This window comes from Parabacteroides faecis (assembly GCF_014647375.1).
Lineage (GTDB): Bacteria > Bacteroidota > Bacteroidia > Bacteroidales > Tannerellaceae > Parabacteroides > Parabacteroides faecis.
In genome coordinates, this window is sequence record NZ_BMPB01000008.1 from 160,791 (window position 1) to 187,241 (window position 26,451).

The following is a 26,451-nucleotide window of genomic DNA, read 5'->3' on the forward strand; positions in this document are numbered from 1 at the left end:
CTGTTCTATTGTTATAATGGAACAAGGAAGAGATACGGAAAGTTCTATATTACAGGGTGTAAGTATTGAATATCCAGTTTTCGTCAGCATATTTTTTATTCCTTAACAACCGAATCTCCTCCAGGTCCTGGTCTGTGAATTTGTATGGCCGGAAGGCTGTGCTGCGCGCAGAGAAATAAGCCAGCAAAGACTGCTTGAATTTGTCGATGGTGATGGGGGCAGGCAGTTTGCCGCACAGATTGGTCACCGGACTTTTTACCGACGGAACGAAATAGGGACGGGCTGCCGTATCATGTCCGGTGGTATATTCTATCGATGGACAAAGCACATGTTCGAGCGTTTCCAGATCGGTGGAAAACAGAAGAGTGGCATGGTGCAGCATCCTCCGTTTATGGATGGCCTGTGCGCTACCGGATACTTTCAGACCGTCGATAGTCAAGCCCTGTCTTTCGTCGGAGCAGGCATGCAAACCGTAGGTCTCCAGGAAATCTATGATGCTGTTGGTAAATCCGGTCGGGCGGATCTGACTGCTGTTTTCGATAAAAGAAAGGTTCAGATTGCCCATGTCGTGATATACGGCACCTCCGCCGGAGTAACGGCGCGCCAGTTTGATTTGCTTTTGTCCGGCATATTCAAGATCTGCTTCCGCCCATATATTTTGATATTTACCGATAACGACGGCCGGTTCATTCTGCCATAACATGAAAATGTCTTCAGAGAAATTCTTCAGAAGATACTCTTCTGCTGCCAGATTGAACCAGGCGTCTGTATGGGTGTTGTGAATGCAGAGCATTACATATATAAACTTTCGTGAATGACTTCACCGACTGTCGGATGGGGAAAGATATTCTTTTTGAACTCTTCCGTCGTGAAACCGTTTTCGATAGCGATACCGGCTGTAATAATGATTTCGGAAGCCGGGTTTCCCAGCAGTTGGCAACCGATGATACGATCGTCCGTATCGGTGATCAGTTTGCATAAGCCGGTGATTCCTTCGTTCTCTGCCATAAAACGGCCGGAATAGGTCATCGGTATCTTTACTACATTATATATACTGCCGGCAGCCAGCAACTCTTCTTCCGTTTTCCCGACACTGGCGACTTCCGGATTGGTGTAAACGACAGCCGGAATCGCATTATAACTCATCCGGTCGTCATGTCCCAGCAAATGATTGATGGCAACTTCCGCTTCCCTGTATGCCGTATGGGCCAGCATGGAGAAACCGGTGACGTCTCCGCAGGCATAGACATTGGGGTGGGAGGTTTGCATGTATTCATTTACTTTTACGCCGTTCCGCAAGAGTTCGATGCCTAGGGTTTCAAGACCCAGATTCGCTGTATTGGCTTTTCGTCCGACACTGACCAGTATTTTATCTGCTTCGATCGTTTCCGTCTTTCCGTCTTTTTCAACGATCACGCTGTCGGAAGTGACTTCAATAACCTTGGTTTCAAGAAAGAACTCAACACCTCTTTTGGTGTATTCTGCCCGGAGCATGGCGGATATTTCCTTATCCATCGCACCGAGTATTTCGGGCATCATCTCAATGACTTTCACTTTTACACCCATGCTGTTAAAAAAGGATGCGAATTCCATGCCGATCACTCCGCCGCCAATAATGGCAACCGAACGGGGTAGCTCTTTTATATCCAGAGCTTCTCTTGATGTCCAGTAGGCAATATCAGACAGTCCTTTTATCGGTGGAATGACGGTTTCCGAACCGGTACAGAGCAAAATGTTTTTTACCGCAAATACTTCTTCACCGCATTGGATCAGGATGTATCCCTCTTCTTCTCCCCGGATCAAGGCTTCACCCTGCACGATTGTTACACCGTTTCCGTTCAATTTGGCTTTCACGCCCAGTGTCAGTTTCTTTACGGTCTTATTTTTTCGTGCGATGATCTTGCCGAGGTCGAACCCCGGGTTATCATCTGCCTGTATTCCATATTTGGAGGCACTCTTTATGCTATCCAGTATTTTTGCTGAATATAATAATGTCTTGGTAGGAATACAACCTTCGTTCAGGCAGACTCCGCCAATGGCATTCTTTTCAAAGAGTATTGTTTTTAATCCATTCTCGGCGGCCCGTTCACCGGCCGTATAGCCGGCGGGACCTCCTCCGATAATGGCTATGTCATATTTCATAACCTTTCGTTTTAATTATTCAAAAGTAAGGAAACGTTCTCCCATCGGGTCGAATTCTTTTCCTCCCGGTCCTTCGGTCGGTGTACCGAACGGCATTTGTGCGATCAGCTTCCAGTTCGGGTCGAGTTTCCATTCATTTTGCACCATTTCATCGATCAACGGATTGTAATGTTGCAGGGAAGCACCCAGACCGGCATCTTCCAGCATCGTCCAGATAGCGAACTGATGCATGGCGGAAGTTTGTTGCGACCAGATTGGGAAATTATCTTTGTAGGTCGGAAAAGCTTTCTGTAAGTTTTCCACTACTGCCATATCTTCAAAATATAAAATGGTTCCGTACCCGCAGTCGAAGCTGGAATTGATCTTTGCAAGCGTTTTTTCAAATGCTTCTGCCGGAACAATCGCTTTTAATGCTTCTTTTGTGATATCCCAGAACTTCTTATGGTTCTTTCCTAAAAGAAGAACGACCCGTGACGATTGCGAGTTGAAAGCGGAAGGTACGTTTTTCACTGCAAATGCGATGATCTCTTTAATCTCATTGTCTGAAATAGGAGAGCTGTTAGTGATGTGATAGTATGTTCTCCTGTGTTCTACTGCTTCTTTAAAATTTCTAGCCATTTTTACGTAAGTATTTATGTTTATTATTATTAGTAAAACCAATAAAGTTGTATTTTTGTTGCACGGGAGTATATATGTAAGTATAGGTGAAATTTATCGGAGATTTGTATGGTAGAATCAAAAATAATATTTACCTTTGCGCCCTGTAAAGAGAGAAACTCTATTAGAATCTTCGTTCTGATCATGATGCTAGTTCGGAAGGGAAGACAGATAGCAGGAGTTGTAATTAATTTATTGCGTTAATAAAAAAAGAAGATAGCAATGTCTAAAATTTGTCAAATTACCGGAAAGAAAGCAATGGTTGGCAACAACGTTTCTCACTCTAAGAGAAGAACGAAACGTAAGTTTGATGTTAACCTGTTTACTAAAAAGTTCTACTGGGTAGAACAAGATTGTTGGGTTAGCCTGAATATTTCAGCCGCAGGCTTGCGTACTATCAATAAGCTTGGCTTAGATGCAGCAATTAAAAAAGCAGCTGAAAAAGGTTATTTAAACGCTTAATTTGGAGGAAAAGAAAAAATGGCAAAGAAAGCAAAAGGTAACAGAGTTCAGGTAATCATGGAATGTACTGAACACAAAGAAAGTGGTATGCCGGGTACATCCAGATACATCACTACAAAGAATAGAAAAAATACAACTCAGAGATTGGAACTGATGAAGTACAATCCGATTCTGAAGAAGATGACTTTACACAAAGAAATTAAGTAATAGGAGATTTTAAACGATGGCAAAAAAAGCAGTTGCAACATTTAAGAAAGGTGACGGCCGTACTTATTCAAAAGTAATCAAAATGGTTAAGTCTCCGAAAACTGGTGCTTACATCTTCCAGGAAGAAATGATTCCTAACGAAGCTGTAAAAGATTATTTCGCGAAATAATCTTTCGTAATAAGAGATATAGAAAAGAGGTTCTTCGTCATGAAGGACCTCTTTTTTGTTTTCATATTTAGTATGTTACTTTTGGCTTGATCTTTTGGTTACTTTTCTATCAAGAGAAAAGTAACGGAGATTATAATGGATAGAATCAAATATTTTTTTACTTTTGTATGGGCGTTGACGATGCGTCACTAAATAATGTACAATAATAAAATTAATAATATAAACAATTAAGAACCATGAGATTTGATGTATCCAGCACTGCGCTGTTATCCCGTTTGCAGTCTATCAGCAAAGTTATTGCGTCTAAGAACTCTTTACCGATCCTCGACAGTTTCCTGTTCGACCTTGATGGTAATAAACTGACTATAACAGCTTCGGATGCTGAAACACGTCTGGTTACTTCTGTTGAAGTGATGAATGCAAAAGGAACCGGACTTTTCGCCGTTTCTGCCAAGATCCTGCTCGATCCTCTGAAAGAACTGCCGGAACAACCGCTAACTTTTGATATCAACGACGAGAATCTGGAGATCTTTATTCATTTCCAGAACGGTAAATACAATTTCATCGGTCAGAAAGGGGATACTTATCCGCAACAAAAACCGTTGAACGATAATGCGATCGCCATTACTGTAGATTCACAGATGTTGCTGAATGGTATCAGCCGATCTCTTTTTGCTACGGCAGACGATGAACTTCGTCCGGTTATGAATGGTATCTATTTTGATATCCATACGGATGACCTGACATTTGTGGCATCAGACGGACATAAATTGGTGCGTTTGCGTAACCTGTCGGTGAAATCACCGGAAAGAGCTTCCTTTATATTACCGAAGAAACCGGCTAACCTGTTAAAGAATCTGCTGGGTAAGGAAACTGAAATGGTTAATATCAAGTTCGACGACAACAATGCTTATGTGAATTGTACAAACTTTGAAATGGTTTGCCGCCTGATCGAAGGTCGTTATCCGAATTATAACAGTGTAATTCCACAAGATAATCCGTTCAAGGTAACGATTGACCGTGTATCCTTCCTGAATGCTTTGAAGCGTGTTTCTGTTTTCTCTAATCCGGCAAGCAGCCTGGTTAAGTTGCAGTTGAAGGAGAGTGAAATGGTCGTATCTGCACAGGATATAGATTTTTCGACTTCCGCAGAAGAAAAGATCGTTTGCCAGTTCGACGGGACAGAGCTGAATATCGGTTTCAAGGCAACCTATCTGATTGAAATATTAAGTAATATCAATTCGGAAGAAGTAATTCTTGAATTGGCAGACCCCTCACGTGCCGGTCTGATCGTTCCTGCAGAAAATGAAGAGAACGAAGACCAACTGATGCTGCTTATGCCAATGATGTTGAATGACTAATAAATAAAAAATGCAATTAAATCTGAGAAACCCGTTAGTCTTCTTCGACCTGGAGACTACGGGTATAAATATTGTTAAAGACCGTATCGTTGAAATCTCTTTTGTAAAGGTTCACCCTAACGGCAAAGAAGAGTGTAAGACGAGACGTATCAACCCGGAAATGCCCATTCCACCGGAATCGACGGCGATCCACGGTATTACGGATGAAGACGTAAAAGACTGCCCCACTTTTAAAGAGATAGCCAAATCGCTGGCAGCACAGATCGAAGGCTGTGATTTGGCCGGATATAATTCCAACCGCTTCGATATTCCTTTACTGGTTGAAGAATTCCTTCGTGCCGGAGTGGATATCGATCTGAACAAGCGCAAGTTTGTCGATGTACAGACTATTTTCCATAAGATGGAACAGCGCACACTTTCTGCTGCCTATAAGTTTTATTGCGATAAGAGCCTGGAGAATGCCCATACCGCAGAAGCTGATACAATGGCGACTTATGAGATATTAAAAGCACAACTTGATCGTTATCCGGATGATTTGCAGAATGATATAGAATTTCTTTCCAAATATTCCAGCTTCACCAATAATGTGGATTTTGCAGGCCGTATGGTTTACAATGAAGATGGTAAGGAAACCATCAATTTCGGTAAATACAAAGGAAAACTGGTAGAAGAAGTGTTGAAGAACGACCCGGGATATTATTCCTGGATCATGAATGGCGATTTCCCGTTGAATACGAAGAAAGTGCTTACCGAAATCAAATTGAGAGGTTTTAATTCGAAATAACAGCAATGAATAACTTTGAGTTTGCCAATCCTGTAAAAGTAGTGTTCGGGAAAGGCACAATTGCACGTTTATCCGCTTTGATCCCTACCGGAAGCAAGGTGCTGATGGTTTATGGAGGCGGCAGTATTAAGAAAAACGGTATCTATGACCAGGTAACAAATGCGCTGAAGGGTTTTGAAGTAACCGAATTTCCTGGTATCGAAGCCAATCCGCATTATGAAACCTGCATGAAAGTAGTGGAGATCGTTAAAGAAAAAAATATTGATTTCCTGCTGGCAGTAGGAGGTGGCTCCGTTATCGATGCTACCAAGTTTATTGCAGCGGCTTATTATTATGAAGGCGAACCTTGGGATATTCTCTCCAAAGGAGGTGTTATTAAAAAGGCATTACCTTTAGGCGTTGTACTGACGTTATCGGCAACCGGCTCTGAAATGAACGAACGTTCTGTTATTTCACGTGTGGAAACCCGTGAGAAATTAAATTTCGCGAGTCCTATGGTATTCCCTCAGTTTGCCGTACTCGATCCGGAAGTGACTTATTCACTACCGGCAAGACAGGTTGCTAACGGTGTTGTGGATTCTTTCATCCATGTCGTGGAGCAATATCTGACTTATCCGGTCAATGCCAAAGTACAGGATGCTTTTTCCGAAGGTCTGATGAAGGTGATCTATGAAGAAGGCATAAAAGTTTTGGATCATCCGCATGATTACGATATCCGTGCCAACCTGATGTGGGCAGCGACCAATGCATTGAATGTATGGATCGGCCAGGGTGTTCCGCAGGATTGGTCTTCTCATCGTATGGGATATGCTTTGACAGCTCAGTTCGGTTTGGACCATGCGCAAACACTGGCTATTCTTCTGCCGGGTGTAATGACTTATATGTTCAAGGAAAAACAGGTGAAACTGGCCCGTATGGGTGAAGTCGTTTTCGGCATAATCGAAGGGACGGAAGAAGAACGTGCCCGTAAAACAATTACAGCCTGCGAAGACTTTTTCCGCCGTATGGGGCTGAAAACCCGCTTGAGCGAATTCGGTATTAAAGAAAGCGATCTGGATGCACTCTCAGCCCCGGTGGATAAACAAGGCTGGCATTTGGGTGAACATCATAATATTGACAGTAAGGTAACACACGACATTCTGATGTTGCGTTTATAAGGAGAAAGATGCTGAAAGGTAAACATATCATACTAGGAATAACAGGAAGTATAGCGGCTTATAAGGCAGCCTATATTATCCGTGCATTAGTCAAAAAAGGAGCTGAAGTGCAGGTTGTGATAACCCCGGCGGGAAAAGAGTTTATTACACCCATAACCCTCTCTGCATTAAGCAGTAATCCTGTTATCAGTGAGTTTTTCTCTAACCGTGACGGTTCCTGGCACAGCCATGTCGATCTGGGTTTGTGGGCTGATGCGATGCTGATCGCTCCGGCAACGGCTTCGACGATCGGCAAGATGGCGAACGGAATAGCCGATAATATGTTGGTGACCACCTATCTGTCATGTAAGGCACCCGTTTTCATCGCACCGGCAATGGACCTGGATATGTTCGCCCACCCTTCGACACAGCAGAACCTGGACCGTCTCCGTTCATTCGGAAACCATATCATTGAACCTGCTGAAGGCGAACTGGCAAGCCATCTAGTAGGTAAAGGCAGGATGGAAGAACCGGATAAGATCATTGCCGTTCTGGAAGAGTTTTTTGTTTCCCAAACTGCCCTTGAAAAAAAAAAGATTGTAATAACAGCCGGTCCGACGTACGAAAAGATTGATCCCGTACGTTTTATAGGTAACTATTCTTCCGGGAAGATGGGATTTGCACTGGCGGAGGCTTGTGCACAGCAAGGAGCGGAGGTAACATTGATAGCCGGTCCGGTATCGTTGACGACTGTGCATCCGAACATACATCGGGTGGATGTGGAGTCAGCCGAAGAAATGTATCAGGCAGCTATAGCAGCTTTTCCGGATGTGGATGCCGGTATTTTATGTGCGGCAGTAGCCGATTACCGTCCGGAGGTACAGGCGGATGAAAAGATCAAACGCGAAAGTAAAGAAGAGATGACGTTGCATCTGGTCCCGAATAAGGATATTGCAGCTTCTTTGGGAGCAATCAAGCGGGAAGGGCAGGTATTGGTCGGTTTTGCTTTGGAAACGAACAATGAAGCCACAAATGCCGAAAGCAAGTTGAAGCGAAAAAATCTCGATTTCATCGTGTTGAATTCACTTCGTGATGCTGGTGCCGGTTTCCGTTGCGATACCAATAAGATATCCATTATCGACCGTCAGGGAGAATTGACCAGTTATCCGTTGAAATCAAAACAAGGGGTAGCTGCTGATATCGTAAACAAGTTGGCAACATTATTGAAATGAAAATGATTAAAAGACTGTTATTCCTGTTCCTGTTGGGAACGATTCCTTTTATCGGTAAAGCGCAAGATAAAGCAAATGAGTTTAATGCCCAGGTCAAAATCAATAGTGATAAGATTCAGGGTACTAACAAGCAGGTATTTATTACATTGCAGAATGCTTTGATCGAGTTTATCAATAACCGGAAATGGACGGATGCGACCTTCGGTATCAACGAACGGATTGACTGTACTTTTAATATCATTATCAATGAAATGCCTTCTGATAACAGCTTCAAGGCGGAATTACAGGTTCAGGCAAGTCGCCCGGTCTACAATTCAAGTTATATAACTACGTTGCTGAACTTCCGTGACACCCAGCTCGATTTTGATTATACAGAGTTCGAACCGCTGGAATATACGGAGAATTCTCTGAGCAATAATCTTACAGCTACGGTCATATTTTATCTGTACACCATTTTAGGACTTGATTTCGATAGTTTTTCACCTAAAGGAGGAAGCGCTTTCTACCAGCAGGCACAGCAAGTCGTTACACTGGCCCAGGCACAGATGTCATGGAATGGCTGGAAAGCTTTCGACAGTGACCGTAACCGCCATGCAATAGCGACCGCGCTGACTGAAAATGCATCGGAAGGATACCGCGATATGTGGTATAACTACCATCGCAAAGGCCTCGATGAAATGGCTGCAAATGTAGATCGTGGACGTACTACGATCCTTTCTTTATTGCCTGTCCTGGAGGAATTGAAGAAAACCCGGCCAACTTCTGTTTTATTGCAAATGTTTGCCGATTCCAAACTGGATGAAGTAGTTGCCATTTATTCCAAGGCAACCACGACTGAAAAGCAGGAAGGATATAAAATGTTGTCCAATCTGTATCCGGCAATGACTACACGTCTGGAGCCACTCAAAAAGTAAATAAGAACTATGCTGAAATCTTTATTTATACAGAATTTTGTCTTAATAGACAGCCTGGATATTCAGTTCAATAACGGCTTTTCGGTCATCACCGGTGAAACGGGAGCCGGAAAGTCTATTATTTTAGGGGCCTTATCGTTGGTGCTCGGGCAACGGGCAGACGGAAAGAGTATTAAGAACGGCTCGGATAAATGTGTGATGGAAGCAACTTTCGATGTATCCAAGTATCAGTTGGAAGAGTTTTTCCATGTGAACGACCTCGAATATGATCCGGAAATCTGTATCCTTCGCCGGGAATTGTTCGCTTCCGGTAAATCGCGTGCGTTTGTCAACGATTCCCCTGTGCCTCTTACTGTTATGAAGGAACTCGGTAGTCGCCTGATCGATATCCATTCGCAACATCAGAACTTGTTGTTGGGAGATAACCGTTTCCAGTTGAAGGTGATCGATGTAATGGCGGAAAATGAAATACTTCTGATTCTGTACCGGAAAGAATACCGGCGTTATCAGTCTTTGAAACGGGAATTGAAAGAGTTGGAAGAAAAGGCAGGGCAGAACCGGCAGGAAGAGGATTATATCCGTTTTCAGTTGGAGCAACTGACCGATGCCCGTCTGGTTGCCGGAGAACAGGAAGAACTGGAACAGGAATTGGAAACCTTGTCCCATGCCGAAGACATCAAAAGTTCCTTATATAAGATAACCGAATTACTGAATGGCGAAGAACAGGGAAGTGTCCGGCTTATCAAAGAAGCTCTTTCAACGGTCGATTCGTTGGAACGTTACTATCCTAAAGCCAAAGAGATTGCAGAACGTTTGCGCTCTGCTTATATCGACCTGAACGACCTGGCCTCGGAGACTGATGTTCTGAAAGAAGATGTTGAATTCAACCCGGAGCGCCTGGAATGGGTAAATGAACGTCTGAACACCTTGTATACTTTGGAACAAAAACACCGGGTTGCCACTGTGGAAGAATTGATCGCGATACAGGATAAATATACTGAACAATTACGCGATATAGATTCTTTTGACGAACAGATCGATGTTCTGAAAGGACAATTGGATATTTCTTATCAGGAATTACTCCAACAGGCTGCCGTTTTAAGCGAACAGCGTAAGATAGCATCGAATGCAATAGCCAAACAGTTAGTGGAAATGGTTATTCCATTGGGAATGCCGAATGTTCGTTTTGCTGTGGATTTTGTTGCCAGACCGGAACCGGAAAGCGATGGAATGGACGATATACGTTTTCTTTTCTCTGCCAATAAGAGTGGAGAACTACAACCTGTTGCTCAAACAGCATCCGGTGGTGAAATTTCCCGCCTTATGTTATGTATAAAAGCTATGATTGCCGGATTCACAGCTCTACCAGCTATTATTTTCGATGAAGTAGATACAGGTGTTTCCGGTGATATCGCCGATAAAATGGGGGATATTATGCAGGATCTGGGATCAAAGATGCAGGTGATCACTATCACTCATTTACCTCAGATTGCCGCCAAAGGAAAAGATCATTTCTTTGTCTATAAGGAAGATACGTCCGAACGTACGATAACCCGAATTAAGAAACTCAACAAGGAAGAACGGATCAAGGAAGTTGCCCGTATGTTGAGTGGCGCATCGTTGACCGGAGCTTCTATCGCCAACGCAAAAGAATTGTTGAAGGTCAAACGTTGATCAGGCCGTTAAACCATTTCTTCTTTGGCTGGTCATAGAAGTAATTACTAACTAAAAACGAAAAGTCATGAAACGGATTAGCTTTATATGTTTGTTGATTTTGTTGTGTAGTTTGCCGGGACAAGCTCAGTTTTGGATCAGTTTTGGTTGGAATGAACCCCATTGCCAGAGTTGCCTCTGGATGGAGCAAGCCATGCGGTTGAATGGAAGACAGGCAGCCGATTATCATAATATCGTACATAAATACGGTCAGAAGATAGAGAAAGAGGCCCGTAAACATTATCGTTACTGGGACCAGTCTGCAAAGAAGATCTTTAATCTGCGTATGGAGCGCGACCGTAAATTACAGCGTGTCCTTTCTCCTTCGCAGTTCCGCCTGTATGTTCGCTTTGTTCGTGAACGTCCGCAGCGTATTCATGATTATCAGGGTTGGTATAATAATCCTCATTATCCGAATTACCGTCCGTCCGATGTTTGTTGGCGTTATGAAGATCATTACTGGCATAATCAATGGGAATATTCAAACGGACGATGGAATGGACGTTTTGATGATGGCAAATGGTATCGGGGTAAATACGATCGTCCCGGTCATCATGATAACGGACAGTGGCGCCCGGACAATCATAATCGTCCCAATCCAAATCATAACCAGCATTTCAATAAACCATCGAAACCGGGAAATGACCGGTATGACCGGGATAAAAGATCCGATAAGCGGGGAGACAGCTATCGCAGTAATGAAAAACGCAATGACAAGCGTGATAAAGACAAAAAAGAGAAGGAAAAAGAGAATAAACGACAGGAAAGTAAACGTTCCGAAGTTTATCGCAGAAGCTAAAAACATATTAAGTGAACTTTCCTGAACATGAGTTTGTTCCTATTATAAAGAATAAACTCATGTTCACACATTTTCTGAATATTCTGGCTACGGTTATCAGCGTGGTAAGTTTACTGATCGTTACTTACGGAGCGCTGGTTGCTTTTATATCTTTTCTAGGAAATGAACTCAAGCGATTTACCGGCCAATACTCAACAGTCAATATCCGTCGGCTGCGAGCTGAATTAGGAACTTATTTGTTATTGGGATTGGAGTTGCTGATAGCTTCCGATATTCTTAAAACCGTCCTGGAACCCAGTTTGGACGAACTGGCTATCCTTGGCGGTATTGTTGTTTTAAGGACTATCCTTTCTGTTTTCCTGAATAAGGAAATAAAGGAACTGGAAAGTGAAAAGCAGGCTTCATAGTTTGTTGAAATTAGGATATATCGTTAAAAATAGTACTTTTGCATTGCAGTAAAAGTAGACGGATGTTCAGAGTCAATAAGCAGATATTATTATTTATAGCAGGTTGCGTATGGATCATAGCCGGAGTCAATATTCTCCGGATCGGGATTCTCACGTGGATGCATGAAGCCCATTACTCTGTGCTTAAGGTGGGAGAAGCCGTTATTGTGTTCCTCTTGTTCCTCAATTTCGTATTCCTACGTTTGTTCAGGAAGCATAGCCGGCGTATCGCTCAAAAAGGAGAAAAGAATTGTCCTTTCTCTTTCTTTGATATTAAAGGTTGGGTTGTGATGTTTTTTATGATCATTTTAGGAGTAGGAATCCGTCATTCCCGGTTATTACCCGATTCCTTTATTTCTGTTTTTTATACAGGCCTCTCTTCAGCCCTTATCATCACCGGAATATTATTTCTTATTCAAGGCGTGAAGGAACGGCGAAATAGTAAATAACCAGCAATTATGGCAAAGATTGAAGTTGGAAGTCTAAGTAACTACTTTGGTAACAAATAAAAGGGATTGGGGTATTTGAAGAAGAAGTTAGATGAATTTTATACATAAAACTTTTTGATAATCATTATTATATCTATTTTTGTATTAGATGCATTAACATCTAAAGAGTTTGCTGGATTTGTTAATTATGGATAAATTCTATTACGTATGAAAAAGTACAGTATATTATTAGTGTTATCACTTATTTGTTTGTTTTCAACGGCTCAAAATGACAACGTAAATAAAGTAAAAGCTGTTATTGATAAATACAATAAAGTTACAGGGCTTGATAAATTATCCAAAAATCCACCAAAGACATTTTTACAAGAATCTAAAATGACTTCTTTTTTTTCCGATCAACCAAATATTTCCTGGATAACAATTATTGGTGATTCTGAGAATGAAAGAGCGTATATGGTGCAAGAGTCATCAGATAATAGTAAAATCGAAACGCTATTTAATAAAGATAGGGGATGGATCCTAACTAATGATGGAACAACTTTGGAACTTGATGAGAACATGTTATCCTCTATGTCTAAGTTAACCGATTTTCTAAAATCTTCAACCGCTTCAATGACAGATATTTCAAATATGAAATATGTCGAAACTATTACTGAAGGTAAAAATACATATAACGTTTTACAGTTGATTTCCCCTGAAAACAGCAAGGTCAATATGTACTTTAATGAAAGAACGGGACTTTTGGATTACTCAGTTTCCTTTTTGAATGAAGAACAAAAGAAGGTATTGCATACTGAACAACAGAAACAAACATTTAATAACTATACTCAGTTTGGAGATGTAATGTTGCCTGATTTTTATACTGAGAACAACGGCAAAATAGGTCTAATGTTTGAAACAAAAAGAATATCATTGGATTATCCTATTGACAATGTTGATTTCTCAGAGAATAAGTTTAAATTAGGTTTGGATGCTTATTCGTATTATTCTAAAGGGTTAAACACAGAAAATGACAGAGAAGCTATCGAATTATTTGATAAGGCAATAACTATTCGTCCTAATTATATTGATGCTCATTTGGCAAGGATTAAGAATTATCAGAATTTGAATGATTACCAATCCGCCATTAATTTGTGTGATAGATTATTAAGAATAGATGACAATAATACAAGTGCGTTGTTTTATAGAGCTTCTTCATATTTAATTTTAGGTAATTATAGTAAGGCAAAGAATGATTGTAAAACAATTCTTGCATATGAGCCGGAAAATAAGGTGATAAGTGAATTTATGGATAATATCAGTAAAATTGAAAATGAAAATATTGCTATTAAAAATGAAATAAAAGAGAATCAAAAAGCAGAAAAGAAAAAAACAGTAATGAACATCATATTAGGTTGTTTGTCGATTGCTAATGACTTTGCAAATTATTATGTATCGACAAATACGGAAGGCGGAAGTTTTAATTCTGGAAGTTCTAGCAATATTAAATACACTTCTTCAAGGCAAGTTTGTCCTACTTGTCGGGGAACTGGTAAAAATGAAACAAGAGAGAGACCTCCTTTCTACGATTATTCGACAGAAACAAATGATCATCCTGCATGTTCAATATGTGGAGACAAATCTAATCACTGGCATAAAGATTGTTCTGGATGCGGAGGATCAGGTTATGTAAATAGATAAAAATCCTAAAGTAATAACGAAAAGGCCATGTACTTCGCAGTAGGTGGCTTTTTTATTTACATACCCAAACTATAGGGAGAGAGTTCTATAAATAGTAACCTCTTTTTTTGTTTATAGCAATGATGTAAACAAATCCTCTCATTTTATTTTTATCTTTGCATTGAAATAGTAGAGGTGATGAACAGTAAAGATGTTTTACAAATGTTTTCTAATCTTACTAATAAATAATATAACTTACAGAGAATAAGATTGATGAAAGAAAACGAAATGGTATTCGGCATACGTGCCGTGATCGAGGCTATCCAGGCCGATAAGGAAATAGATAAAATTCTTATAAAGCGCGAGTTGCAGGGAGAACTTTCCCGCGAACTGTTTGAAGTGCTGAAAGGACGTGAGATTCCTGTACAGCGTGTACCGGCTGAACGTCTGGACCGCCTGACACGGAAGAATCACCAAGGCGTGATCGCCTTTATTCCGGCTGTCACTTATCAGCGTCTGGAAGACATTATACCATTCGTTTACGAACAGGGGAAAAATCCTTTTATCGTCTTGCTGGACGGTATTACGGATGTCCGTAATTTCGGTGCGATAGCCCGTACCTGCGAATGTGCCGGTGTGGATGCTATTGTTATTCCGGCAAAAGGAAGCGTTACGGTAAATGCGGATGCAATCAAGACATCTGCCGGAGCATTGCATGTATTGCCTGTCTGCAAAGAGAAAAGTATTGAAGAATCCATCCGTTTCCTCCAGGCAAGCGGAGTAAAAGTATATGCAGCCAGCGAGAAGGCTTACGAAAACTATACATCTATTAAATATGACGGTCCGGTCGCTATCGTAATGGGAGCGGAGGATAAAGGCGTTTCGATGGATAACCTGCGTATCTGCGACAGTATGGTAAAAATACCGCAGTTCGGAACGATCGGCTCACTGAATGTATCTGTAGCCAGCTCTATCCTGATCTATGAAGTTGTCCGCCAGCGTATGAATGAAGAACAAAACAACTAAAAAGATAAACACAATGAAAAAAGTTATTGCAACAACAAATGCGCCTGCCGCAATAGGCCCTTACAGCCAGGCTGTACAAGTAGGAAACATGCTGTTCGCTTCCGGACAACTAGGAATCGATCCCGCAACCGGTAATTTCGTGGAAGGAGCCGTAAAGGAACAGACTGCCCAGGCTTTCAAGAATGTAAAAGCGATCCTGACTGAAGCCGGATACGATATCAGCGATGTCGTAAAAACAACCGTATTTTTGGCAGATATGGGTGATTTTGCTGCGATGAACGAAGTATATGCTTCTCAATTCGAAGGTGCTTTCCCTGCCCGTTCTGCTGTTGCCGTAAAGACTTTGCCTAAGAATGGTTTGGTAGAGATCGAAGTGATAGCTGTAAAAGAATAATAATCAGTACAATTTTCATGGGGCACTATACAAAACAATGGACAGTGCCCCATAAATAAAAGATAGAGTAAAGACATATTTAGTTAGTAGCGATCACCCCATCGGCAACCTTCATGTCATCTATTTTGACTGCTCTGCCATCTATTTCCACATCGAAAGTCAGATACAGTTCGGATTTATTCATTTCAGGTATGTAATCAAAAGAAGATCTTATTGCTTCATTAGCACCTGTTTCATATGTAATTACATCCCCTTCTTCTATATCCTCTACATCCTCTCCTTTGAATGTGTAAAGTAGTCCTTTTGCTTCACCACCGGAATAACGAAGAACCGGAGTTATTTTTATAACAGCATTTTTATAGAACCACTGGGGAGGAAATATGATATTTTGGATAGTCACAGGAACCTTACCACCTATAGCCTCTAACACTTGTGGCATTGTATTGATAGAGCTTTTATCCCAAAATAGCATTGTTTTTACCGAATACCTAAATTGCGATATCAGTTTATTGTCCTTTAGAAGAGAGACAATTATGCGCCCTTCTTCGTTCCAGGCTTCTAAAGGTATTAAAGTAATAGAATTGTTATTACGATTATGCTTAACTCTCCATCCGTTAGTTGCTTCAAAATCAACTGTTGTTTGTGAATCCGGATTTTCTACCTTATACGTAATCTCTTTTGTCTCATCAGCCCACATTCTTTCTGCAATCAAACCATTTTCATTTACATCAAAGAGAATTTTCATTGCTTTAGAATTTTCTTTGGGCAACTTTAATATAGTACCTGTCGTTAGTTTTAATTCGATATAGTCTCCTTTGTCCGTTACGCTTTTAAATGGAGAGTAGCCATCAACGCCATCTTTACCGTTGGTTCCATTCGCTCCGTCTTTTCCGTCGGTACCATTTACTCCATCTTTCCCGTTTTGTCCGTCTTTACCCTTAGCAGAAACAGGTTTACCATTAACTAAAAGTTCTTTAGAACCTTCTCCATAATCTACAGTCCAGTTTCCACTGGAGTTTACGCCGATAACAGGAGTCTTACCGTTTCCCCCAGTTGCCTGTACTTTATTGCCATTCGAATCTAAAACCCAGGAAGCAGAATTATCCCCAACCTTTTGTGTCCAATAGAAAATGCCATTTAACTCATCTACACCAATTACGGGATAATCACCATTCGTACCATGTTTTACCACAATGGTGTTTCCTTTAAGGAAATTAATGGCATATCCACTTTTGTCAGCCAGTTCATTTACACTGGTAATGTAATCGTTAGCTTCCAATAACGAAACAATTTGCTTTAAATCAACAATGTCGGCATTAGCCTGCTCACAGATTTTTTCTAATTTGGAAACTCTTTCTAATAAATCATCCACATCATCTCTTAGATCCTTTTGGCAGCTAGTGGCTGAAAGCAAAAAAATACTCGTAAATAAAATAAAGTTCTTTTTCATATATAATCTTTACTGTAATAATCATGTCATCACAATATAAAAAACAGTCTCGTAAGACTATTGATCTACAATTGGAACAATCAAAGATAAAATAAATAACATAAAGTTTTTCTTTTCTTACGAAATAGTATTCTCTTATTTTTTCACACACAATGAGACGTTTCAGGTTTCAGCCACCTCGATCAATTGTTTTTCAAACGATCCGACTGACTGGTGAAAAAGAATTTAAAAAGTCAGCTCTTTTAAATATAAAATAAGGGACTTTTGACTTCAAAACATATATGCTTTGTTGACGAAACATATATGTTTTTTTTCGATGGGTCACTATGTCTTGACAAGTGGATAACTACTTCTTTAAAATGGGTAGGCATCCATAAAAAACAGGAAGTGAACGGAAAAAAATAGGACAGGAGTTATTTCAGAAAAGCCTTAAGTATATAACAAAAAAAGCCTTGTCGTTTTTTGAAAAAACTGCAAGGCTTTTTCCTTTTTTATAACGTTTCAGTATAATCTACTCACATATAATATATTAAGACGACTGAAACCTGAAACGTGAGTTATAAAAACTTCCGGAGAGACAGGACAATTTATCCGATCATCTGAACACTACGTTTGATAAACTGGCTTAACGCTTCGCCTTTCAGCATACCATTGGCAAGCAAAGCCAGGTCGATCAACTGGCTGACCAACTTGTTGCTGCCTGCATATTCTGCCAGGATAGCATCACGCTGTGATGTCAGCTCATCGATCTTATGGTTCGTATTTGTCATGTCTTCTTTTTCTTCGGAAGTGATCTCTTCTTCCTTCTTCTTACTCTGAGCGTCACGAAGATCGGATTGACGAGCTTTCCAACCTTTCAGGTCTGCCAGGATCGGTTTCAACTTCTCTTCGCAGTTCTGTTCTTCTTCAGAAAGCACTTTCTTAACCAGTTCATGATCCGTATTCAATACCAGGTTGTAGTTGTCAGGTATTTCGCCATAGAATGACATACCCGGTTGCATAGCAGACATTTCACGCATACGGCGCATATATTCGCTCTGTGTAAGCATTACAGGATTTGAGTTTTCACCCAATGCTTCGAAAGTAACGATAAAGTCCGTCTTTTCGATCTTCGGCAACTGGCTCTTAAACATTTCCTGCAGGGCATTCTTCTGATCTTCATCCAATGTTACCTGGCCTACATTTTCCTTACGGATCAGGTTATCGATCGTATCGCTGTCTACACGGACGAAACGAGTCTTATCGAACTTCTGTTCCAACTGGCTGATAACATGTACATCCAGCTGGCCGTCCATGATCAATACACTGTAGGCTTTATCTTTAGCAGCCTGGATGTAGCTGTACTGGTCGTTGGCATTCGTTGTATACAGATAAATCAGGTTGCCGTCTTTATCTGTCTGGTTGGTTTCAACCAATGCTTTGTATTCTTCAAATGTATAGTATTTGCCGTCGACATCTTTCAGAAGAGCAAACTTAGCGCCGCGATCGTAGAACTTTTCATCGCTTAACATACCATACTGGATAAATAACTTCAGGCTATCCCATTTCTCTTCAAACTGAGGACGGTCGTTCTTGAATATTTCTTCCAGACGGTCGGCCACTTTCTTGGTGATATGGTTGGAAATCTTCTTCACATTCTGGTCGCTCTGCAGATAAGAACGGGAAACATTCAAAGGAATATCCGGAGAGTCGAGTACGCCATGCAATAATGTCAGGAATTCAGGAACAATGCCTTCCACAGAGTCTGTAACGAATACCTGGTTGCTGTAAAGCTGAATCTTATTACGATGCAGGTCGAGATTGCTCTTGATACGCGGGAAATACAGAATACCTGTCAGGTTGAACGGATAATCCACATTCAGATGAATCCAGAACAAAGGTTCTTCCGACATAGGATATAGGTCACGATAGAATTTCTTATAATCTTCATCGGTCATATCGGTCGGTTTGCGAACCCATGCCGGTGTGATCTCATTAATGATATTATCTTCGTCGGTATCGACATATTTGCCGTCTTTCCATTCCTGCTTTTTACCGAAGGCAATAGGTACCGGAAGGAAACGGCAGTATTTCGTCAGCAAGCCGCTGATCTTGTCTTTATTCAGGAAGTCTTTGTTTTCATCGTCGATATACAGGATGATATCTGTACCGCGATCCTCTTTCTGTGTTTCTTCCAGTGTATATTCAGGTGTACCGTCGCAACTCCATTTCATAGGAACGGCACCTTCCTTGTAAGATTTGGTAACGATCTCTACTTTCTTCGAAACCATGAAAGAAGAATAGAAACCAAGACCGAAATGTCCGATGATAGCTGCCGCGTCGTTCTTGTATTTTTCTACGAACTCTTCAGCACCGGAGAAGGCAATCTGGTTAATATATTTGTCGATTTCTTCGGCCGTCATACCGATACCACGATCGGAGATCTTGATAATCTTGTCGTCGAAACTTACATGGACCGTTAAATCTCCTAACTCACCTTTAAATTCTCCGACAGATGCCAGCGTTTTTAATTTCTGAGTCGCATCGACAGCATTTGACACTAATTCACGAAGAAAGATTTCGTGATCACTATACAAAAACTTCTTAATGATAGGGAAGATGTTCTCGCTTGTAACACCAATGTTTCCTTGTTTAGCCATTTTCTTTATATTTTTATGTTACACTAATTCGTTTGACGTTACGATATAAACAAAAAAAATGCCAGATAGGTTCTATCTGACATTTTGACTTTATTACCGGAAGAAACGACTTATTCCTGTTCCTTCTTTTCTACGGATGTTACTATTTTCTGTTCCTCCTTGTTGAAGTCTACAACGATCTTGTCGCCTTCGCCAACAGAAGCACGGATGATCAGCTCAGCCATTTCGTCTTCCAGATATTTCTGGATGGCGCGTTTCAGCGGACGGGCACCAAACTGTACGTCGTAGCCTTTCGTTGCGATGAAGTCTTTCGCCTCGTCGGTAAGCACCAATTCGTACCCCAGACCACAAACACGTTTGTAAAGACCCTGTAACTCAATATCGATGATCTTGTGGATCGCATCTTTATCAAGCTGGTCGAACATGATAATGTCGTCGACACGGTTCAGAAATTCCGGAGCGAACGCCTTATTCAACGCTTTCTGAATTACGCTGCGTGAGAAATCCTTATCCGGTTCACCGGCTGCCTGCGAACTGAATCCGACACCACGGCCGAAGTCTTTCAACTGGCGTGTTCCGATGTTGGAAGTCATAATCAGGATCGTGTTCTTAAAATCAATCCGTCTGCCAAGACTGTCAGTCAAGCGACCTTCGTCGAGCACCTGCAACAACAGGTTGAATACATCGGGATGCGCTTTTTCGATCTCATCCAGCAATACGACAGAGTAAGGTTTACGGCGAACTTTTTCTGTTAACTGACCACCTTCTTCATAACCTACGTATCCCGGAGGTGCACCGATCAGGCGGGAAACCGCGAACTTTTCAAGATATTCACTCATGTCGATACGAACCAAAGCATCTGCCGAGTCAAACAGGTATTCTGCCAACTTCTTAGCCAGGTGAGTTTTACCCACACCTGTCGGACCTAAAAACATAAAGGTTCCGATCGGCTTGTTCGGATCTTTCAGACCGACACGGTTACGCTGGATCGCTTTTACGATCTTCTGGACAGCATCATCCTGACCGACTACCTGCTTTTTCAGGTTCTCTGCCATTTCCAGCAGTTTCAGGTTCTCTGCTTTAGCAATACGCTGAACGGGAACGCCTGACATCATGGCTACAACTTCGGCAACTTTGTCTTCATCCACCGTTTCGCGGTGCTCCTGCAATTCCTGTTCCCATTTGGATTTTGCGGCCTCCAACTGCAACAAGTACTGACGTTCTTTATCACGGAAACTTGCTGCCAGTTCGAAGTTTTGCGACTTCACGGCTGCCAGTTTTTCGGTTTTCGTATCTTCTATCTTCGCTTCCAGTTCTTCGATACTTTTCGGAACTGTAATATTAGATATATGTACGCGGGAACCGGCCTCGTCCAGGGCATCGATCGCCTTATCCGGGAAATTACGGTCACTGATATACCGTTCTGTCAGCTTAACGCAAGCTTCCAGTGCTTCGTCGGTATAAATCACATTGTGATGTTCTTCGTAACGAGGTTTGATATTTTTCAATATCTGCAATGTTTCTTCGGCAGTAGTCGGATCGACAATCACCTTTTGGAAACGACGTTCCAAAGCACCGTCTTTCTCGATGTTCTTACGATACTCATCCAAAGTCGTTGCACCGATACATTGGATTTCACCACGTGCCAAAGCCGGTTTCAGCATATTGGCAGCGTCCATAGAGCCGGAAGCCGACCCTGCACCTACGATCGTATGGATCTCATCGATAAACAGGATGATATTCGGGTTCTTTGAAAGTTCGTTCAGTATCGCTTTGATACGTTCTTCGAACTGTCCGCGGTATTTTGTTCCGGCTACGATAGAGGCCATATCCAGGCTGATCACACGCTTGTCGAACAACACCCGAGATACCTTACGCTGGATGATACGCAGAGCAAGTCCTTCTACGATAGCAGATTTACCAACCCCCGGTTCACCGATCAGCACCGGATTGTTCTTCTTACGGCGGCTCAATATCTGTGCCAGACGTTCAATTTCTTTTTCACGGCCGACGATAGGATCGAGACGATTCTCGGCTGCGGCACGTGTCATATCCGTACCAAAGTTATCCAGTACAGGTGTATCGTTCGGCGATTTCGGCTGTGCAGCACCGGCTCCGGAAGAGGAGCGGGGAGCTTCTTTACGGGAAGAGAAATCCTCGTCGTCATCGTCCTCGTCATCTGTATAACCGTCGCTGATCTCATCGATCTCTTCCAGTTCTTCCATACGGTCCATACTTGTTTCGCCTATCAGACTGTTATATACGTTACGGTAATTTATCCCGGCTTCACCCAATGCTTTTGCGGCTACATTGAACTCTTCCTTCAAAATAGCCAGCAACAGATGTTCCGTCCCTGTCTCGTCTGTTTTAAACAAACGTGATTCTAACATACTCATTCGTAACACACGCTCTGTTGTCTTACTGATAGCTATATCGTGTAGTTCGGACTCTTCGGTTTCAAATGTATTTTTGATTTCCTGCTCAATCCTTTTCTTTATATCTGATACGTCGGCATGCAAATCATGCAGCAATTGCATGGCTTTGCCTTCACCGTCGCGGATGATACCAAGCATTAAGTGTTCCGGCCCGATATAGCTGTTCTGAAGCCTGGCGGCCTCTTCGCGGCTATATTCTATAACGTCAATAAGCCTTTTCGAATAATTATTTTTCATATTATATGAATCCTTATCTATTATAATAATGTACTGTGAATGCAAAATTAATAAACTCTCCATATATATCTAACAAATTTCATGCCATTATTCCTTAAGAAACCCCCAATATTTCTGAATAATAAAATTTCAGTGCAAAAACTTTCGTGATAAGGGGAAAAGCGTTACCTTAGTGCACTTTTTAAAAGATGAGATATTGAGTGTAATTAATATAAAACTAAATGGTTGATCAAGACAGAATTATTAAGATTAACATCGAGGAGGAAATGAAATCGGCATACATTGACTATTCAATGTCTGTTATCGTTTCACGTGCCCTTCCGGATGTTAGGGATGGTTTTAAACCGGTTCATCGTCGTATTTTGTTTGGAATGAATGAATTGGGAAATACATCCGACAAACCTTATAAAAAATCTGCGAGAATTGTTGGTGAAGTTTTAGGTAAATATCATCCACATGGTGACTCGTCCGTCTATTTCGCAATGGTTCGTATGGCACAGACATGGTCTATGCGTTATACATTGGTCGATGGACAAGGTAACTTCGGTTCTGTGGACGGTGACAGTCCTGCCGCTATGCGTTACACAGAGGCAAGATTAAGTAAACTTGCCGAGGAAATGCTCCGGGATATCGATAAGGATACAGTAGATTTTCAGTTGAACTTTGACGATACGCTGAAAGAACCGACTGTGTTGCCGACTCGTATTCCTAACCTGCTGGTAAATGGAGGTTCGGGTATTGCTGTTGGTATGGCTACAAATATGCCGACACACAATTTGACCGAAGTGCTCAACGGATGTATTGCCTATATCGACGCTCGCGGAGACATCGACATAGAAGGACTGATGCAATATATCAAGGCTCCTGACTTCCCGACCGGTGCAACGATCTACGGATATGCCGGTGTAAAAGAGGCTTTCGAGACCGGTAGAGGACGTATTATCCTTCGTGGTAAAGCAGAGATTGAAGTTGAAAACAATCACGAAAAGATTGTTATTACCGAAATTCCTTACCTTGTTAATAAGGCAGAATTGATCAAGTATATAGCTGATCTGGTAAATGACAAACGTATTGAAGGTATTTCCAACGTAAACGATGAGTCCGACCGTAATGGTATGCGCATCGTTGTCGATGTGAAACGTGATGCCAACTCAGGTGTCGTACTGAATAAATTGTATAAGCTGACCGCACTGCAATCTTCTTTCAGTGTAAACAATATCGCCCTGGTCAACGGTCGTCCGAGACAGTTGAACCTGAAGGATATGATCAAGGCTTTTATCGAACACCGCCATGAAGTTGTTATCCGTCGTACTCGCTTCGAACTGAAGAAAGCAGAAGAAAGAGCACATATCCTGGAAGGTTTGATCATTGCTTCTGACAATATCGATGAAGTAATCGCTATCATCAAATCATCCAAAAGTCCGAATGAGGCTATCGAACGTTTGATGGAGCGTTTCTCACTGTCTGATGTTCAGTCACGTGCCATCGTTGAAATGAGACTTCGCCAGTTGACCGGACTGGAACAGGATAAACTTCGTGCAGAATACGAAGAAATTGAAAAGTTAATCGCCCGTTTGAAAGAAATTCTTGAAAATGAAGATGTTCGTATGGACGTTATCAAGGGAGAACTGGAAGAGGTAAAAGAAAAATTCGGCGATGAACGTAAAACAGATATCGTATATGCTTCGGAAGAACTGAATCCTGAAGATTTCTACGCTGATGACGAAATGATCATCACCATTTCTCACATGGGATATATCAAGCGTACACCGCTGAGTGAATTCCGTGCCCAGGGACGTGGCGGAGTAGGAGCGAAAGGATCGGTAACACGTGACGAAGACTTCGTTGAATATATCTATCCGGCTTCTATGCATGCAACCTTGCTGATCTTTACGGCAAAAGGTAAGTGCTACTGGCTGAAAGTTTATGAAATCCCGGAAGGCGCCAAGAACGCAAAGGGTAGAGCAATCCAGAATTTATTGAATATCGAACCGGATGATAAAGTAAACGCATTCATCCGTGTAAAGAAACTGACAACCGATACCGAATTTATCAATTCACATTATCTGTTGTTCTGTACCAAGAAAGGTGTCATCAAGAAAACATTGCTTGAAGCATATTCACGGCCGCGTCAGAATGGCGTAAATGCCATCACATTGCGTGAAGACGACGGTCTGATCGAAGTTTGTATGACAAATGGCAATAACGAAGTGCTGATCGCAAACCGTAACGGACGTGCTATCCGTTTCCATGAAAGCGCCGTTCGTGTTATGGGACGTACAGCATCCGGGGTAAGAGGTATGACACTCGATGACGATCCTTCCGATGAAGTAGTCGGAATGGTATGTATCAAGGACAAGGAAGCCGATACCGTACTGGTCGTTTCCGAACAGGGTTACGGAAAACGTTCGGTTGTGGAAGATTACCGTATGACAAACCGTGGCGGTAAAGGTGTTAAGACACTCAACATTACAGAAAAAACAGGTAAACTTGTTGCCATCAAAAATGTTACAGTAGAAAATGATATCATGATCATCAACAAGTCTGGTATCGCTATTCGTATGAAAGTGACCGACTTGAACGTTATCGGACGTGCAACACAAGGTGTACGCCTGATCAACTTGGGTAAACGTAACGATGAGATAGCCTCGGTATGTAAGGTACTGTCCGAACCGGAAGAGCAGGAGGTGGATGAAGAAAACGCTGAACTGGATGCTCAGAATGAAAATAATGAAGAATTAACCGGGTTTGGAGGATCTGAAGATATCGCAAATGATACTGAAGAGACAACAAATGAATAATTTAAACAAATAGAAATATTAATCTCAAATTACTATCACAATGAAACGATTATTGTTAACAGTTGCATTATGTGTTGCAGCATCATCAGCCTCTTTCGCTCAGAAGAAAGCCGTTAAGGAGGCGCAAGGTATAGCAAAAGGGGCAACTCCTGATTTTACAGAAGCTAGAACCTTGATCAAGGGAGCTTTGGAAAATCCTGAAACAAAAGACGATGCTCAGGCATGGTATGTAGCAGGTTTTATCGAAGATCAGCAGTTTAGTTCTGAAAGAACAAAACAGATCCTGGGACAACAACCGAACGAACCGGTTATGTATGATGCATTGATCGCTATCCTTCCTTATTTCAAGAAGGCTTACGAACTGGATCAACTGCCTAACGAAAAAGGTAAGATCAAACCTAAATATACAAAAGACATCAAGAGCATTCTGAGTGCTGACCATGTATATTATTTCAACGGTGGTGCTTACTATTTCGACCAGAAAGATTACAAGAAAGCTTATGATTTCTTCAATCAATATCTGGAAATCTCTGAATTGCCGATGTTTGAAGGAACTCAGACTGCAGAAAAAGACTCTACTTTCATGACAGTTCAGTTCTATGCTGCTGTTGCTGCTACTCAGCTAGGTGATTCTCCTACAGCTATCAAGGCTTTGACTCGTGCTAAAGACACAGATTTCAGACAGAATGATGTTTATCAGTATCTGGCTTACGAATTTCAGCAGGCTGGAGATTCTGTAAGCTACTTAAATACTCTGGAAGAAGGTTTGTCAAAATTCCCGAATGAAGATTTCTATCTGATGAGCTTGATCGATACTTATATTCGTTCAGGTCAGAATGAAAAGGCTATCGAAAACCTGTCAACAGCTATCGCTAAAGATCCGAACAACTCACAACTTTATCATGTTCAGGGTATCGTTTATGAAACAGGTTTCAAGGATTATGCAAAAGCAGAAGCAGCATTCAAGAAAGCATTGGAACTTAATCCGGAAAACATCGATTCAATGTCAGGTCTGGGACGTATCTACTACAACCAGGGTGTGAACAAACAAGGTGAAGCTAACATGATCAATGATAGCAAGAAATATCAGGAAGAATTAGCTGTTGCTAAAGATCTTTTCAAACAGGCTCTTCCTTATTTCCAGAAAGCTCACGAAATGAAACCGACTGAATCAGAATATATGGTTGCGTTAAGAGGTATCTATTATAATCTGAACATGGGTCCGGAACTGGAAGCTATCGAAGCAGAAATGAACAAATAATAATCATCTCATTACATACAAAAATAGCCGTCTCGATTGAGATGGCTATTTTTTTGTCTATATGTCTCTCCGGTATTT

At 41.5% G+C, this 26,451-nt stretch carries 23 protein-coding genes; 17 read left to right on the plus strand and 6 right to left on the minus strand.

Going from position 1 to position 26,451, the window contains the following annotated elements:
* Positions 1-49 precede the first annotated feature (49 nt).
* The 3 genes from IEY67_RS12955 to IEY67_RS12965 are packed head-to-tail and all read right to left on the minus strand — an operon-like array spanning position 50 to position 2,760.
* Positions 50-793, minus strand: coding sequence for a lipoate--protein ligase family protein (locus tag IEY67_RS12955; RefSeq protein ID WP_183671622.1), 744 nt, complete (start codon positions 791-793; stop codon positions 50-52).
* Positions 793-2,142, minus strand: coding sequence for a dihydrolipoyl dehydrogenase (gene lpdA / locus IEY67_RS12960; RefSeq protein WP_183671623.1), 1,350 nt, complete (start codon positions 2,140-2,142; stop codon positions 793-795). The genes IEY67_RS12955 and lpdA overlap by 1 nt, the downstream gene beginning before the upstream one ends.
* A gap of 15 nt (positions 2,143-2,157) precedes the next feature.
* Positions 2,158-2,760, minus strand: a complete 603-nt coding sequence (locus IEY67_RS12965; protein ID WP_183671624.1) for a nitroreductase family protein — start codon at positions 2,758-2,760, stop codon at positions 2,158-2,160.
* A 261-nt stretch (positions 2,761-3,021) separates the two neighbouring features.
* Between IEY67_RS12965 and rpmB the strand changes: the two genes are divergently transcribed.
* The 15 genes from rpmB to IEY67_RS13040 all read left to right on the plus strand — a co-directional run bounded on the left by rpmB (position 3,022) and on the right by IEY67_RS13040 (position 15,550).
* Entirely contained in the window at positions 3,022-3,261 is a 240-nt protein-coding gene (gene rpmB, locus IEY67_RS12970; protein WP_005638129.1) for a 50S ribosomal protein L28, read from the plus strand.
* Positions 3,262-3,279: 18 nt separating this feature from the next.
* A complete protein-coding gene (gene rpmG, locus IEY67_RS12975) occupies positions 3,280-3,468 on the plus strand; it encodes a 50S ribosomal protein L33 (protein ID WP_007657199.1) in 189 nt (62 codons plus the stop codon).
* 16 nt (positions 3,469-3,484) lie between these two features.
* Complete coding sequence (locus IEY67_RS12980; RefSeq protein WP_005638125.1) at positions 3,485-3,637, plus strand: DUF4295 domain-containing protein; 153 nt, start codon at positions 3,485-3,487, stop codon at positions 3,635-3,637.
* Positions 3,638-3,873: 236 nt separating this feature from the next.
* Positions 3,874-4,998 carry a DNA polymerase III subunit beta gene (gene dnaN, locus IEY67_RS12985; RefSeq protein WP_122354451.1) on the plus strand — a complete coding sequence of 375 codons (1,125 nt, stop codon included), beginning with the start codon at positions 3,874-3,876 and terminating at the stop codon, positions 4,996-4,998.
* 10 nt (positions 4,999-5,008) lie between these two features.
* Complete coding sequence (locus IEY67_RS12990) at positions 5,009-5,782, plus strand: 3'-5' exonuclease (protein ID WP_122373185.1); 774 nt, start codon at positions 5,009-5,011, stop codon at positions 5,780-5,782.
* Positions 5,783-5,787: 5 nt separating this feature from the next.
* Positions 5,788-6,939 (plus strand): iron-containing alcohol dehydrogenase, encoded by a 1,152-nt coding sequence (locus tag IEY67_RS12995; protein ID WP_183671625.1) that lies wholly within the window; start codon positions 5,788-5,790, stop codon positions 6,937-6,939.
* Positions 6,940-6,947: 8 nt separating this feature from the next.
* Positions 6,948-8,150: a bifunctional phosphopantothenoylcysteine decarboxylase/phosphopantothenate--cysteine ligase CoaBC gene (coaBC, locus tag IEY67_RS13000; protein WP_183671626.1), complete on the plus strand. Its 1,203-nt coding sequence runs from the start codon at positions 6,948-6,950 to the stop codon at positions 8,148-8,150.
* Entirely contained in the window at positions 8,147-9,064 is a 918-nt protein-coding gene (porD, locus tag IEY67_RS13005) for a type IX secretion system protein PorD (RefSeq protein ID WP_183671627.1), read from the plus strand. Before coaBC ends, porD begins: the two co-directional genes overlap by 4 nt.
* 9 nt (positions 9,065-9,073) lie before the next feature.
* Complete coding sequence (gene recN / locus IEY67_RS13010) at positions 9,074-10,738, plus strand: DNA repair protein RecN (protein ID WP_122354446.1); 1,665 nt, start codon at positions 9,074-9,076, stop codon at positions 10,736-10,738.
* Positions 10,739-10,805: 67 nt separating this feature from the next.
* Complete coding sequence (locus IEY67_RS13015) at positions 10,806-11,576, plus strand: hypothetical protein (protein WP_122373189.1); 771 nt, start codon at positions 10,806-10,808, stop codon at positions 11,574-11,576.
* A 59-nt stretch (positions 11,577-11,635) separates the two neighbouring features.
* Positions 11,636-11,983 (plus strand): DUF1622 domain-containing protein, encoded by a 348-nt coding sequence (locus IEY67_RS13020; protein ID WP_122354444.1) that lies wholly within the window; start codon positions 11,636-11,638, stop codon positions 11,981-11,983.
* Between the two features lie 62 nt (positions 11,984-12,045).
* Entirely contained in the window at positions 12,046-12,471 is a 426-nt protein-coding gene (locus IEY67_RS13025; protein ID WP_183671628.1) for a hypothetical protein, read from the plus strand.
* 207 nt (positions 12,472-12,678) lie between these two features.
* Positions 12,679-14,151 carry a tetratricopeptide repeat protein gene (locus IEY67_RS13030; protein ID WP_183671629.1) on the plus strand — a complete coding sequence of 491 codons (1,473 nt, stop codon included), beginning with the start codon at positions 12,679-12,681 and terminating at the stop codon, positions 14,149-14,151.
* 252 nt (positions 14,152-14,403) lie between these two features.
* The gene (gene rlmB / locus IEY67_RS13035; protein WP_122354442.1) at positions 14,404-15,156 is read left to right on the plus strand and encodes a 23S rRNA (guanosine(2251)-2'-O)-methyltransferase RlmB; all 753 of its coding nucleotides are present in this window, start codon (positions 14,404-14,406) and stop codon (positions 15,154-15,156) included.
* Between the two features lie 13 nt (positions 15,157-15,169).
* Positions 15,170-15,550 (plus strand): RidA family protein, encoded by a 381-nt coding sequence (locus IEY67_RS13040; RefSeq protein ID WP_122373193.1) that lies wholly within the window; start codon positions 15,170-15,172, stop codon positions 15,548-15,550.
* Between the two features lie 79 nt (positions 15,551-15,629).
* Here IEY67_RS13040 and IEY67_RS13045 read toward each other — a convergent pair whose 3' ends face one another.
* The 3 genes from IEY67_RS13045 to IEY67_RS13055 all read right to left on the minus strand — a co-directional run bounded on the left by IEY67_RS13045 (position 15,630) and on the right by IEY67_RS13055 (position 22,311).
* A complete protein-coding gene (locus IEY67_RS13045; protein WP_183671630.1) occupies positions 15,630-17,000 on the minus strand; it encodes a PL29 family lyase N-terminal domain-containing protein in 1,371 nt (456 codons plus the stop codon).
* Positions 17,001-17,587: 587 nt separating this feature from the next.
* Positions 17,588-19,639 (minus strand): molecular chaperone HtpG, encoded by a 2,052-nt coding sequence (gene htpG / locus IEY67_RS13050; protein ID WP_122373195.1) that lies wholly within the window; start codon positions 19,637-19,639, stop codon positions 17,588-17,590.
* 110 nt (positions 19,640-19,749) lie between these two features.
* On the minus strand, positions 19,750-22,311 hold the full coding sequence (locus tag IEY67_RS13055; protein WP_122354438.1) for an ATP-dependent Clp protease ATP-binding subunit: 2,562 nt from the start codon (positions 22,309-22,311) through the stop codon (positions 19,750-19,752).
* Between the two features lie 221 nt (positions 22,312-22,532).
* Between IEY67_RS13055 and gyrA the strand changes: the two genes are divergently transcribed.
* Together gyrA and IEY67_RS13065 are read left to right on the plus strand one after the other, a co-directional pair.
* Positions 22,533-25,112 (plus strand): DNA gyrase subunit A, encoded by a 2,580-nt coding sequence (gene gyrA / locus IEY67_RS13060; RefSeq protein ID WP_122373196.1) that lies wholly within the window; start codon positions 22,533-22,535, stop codon positions 25,110-25,112.
* Between the two features lie 40 nt (positions 25,113-25,152).
* On the plus strand, positions 25,153-26,373 hold the full coding sequence (locus tag IEY67_RS13065; protein ID WP_183671631.1) for a tetratricopeptide repeat protein: 1,221 nt from the start codon (positions 25,153-25,155) through the stop codon (positions 26,371-26,373).
* Positions 26,374-26,451: the final 78 nt, after the last annotated feature.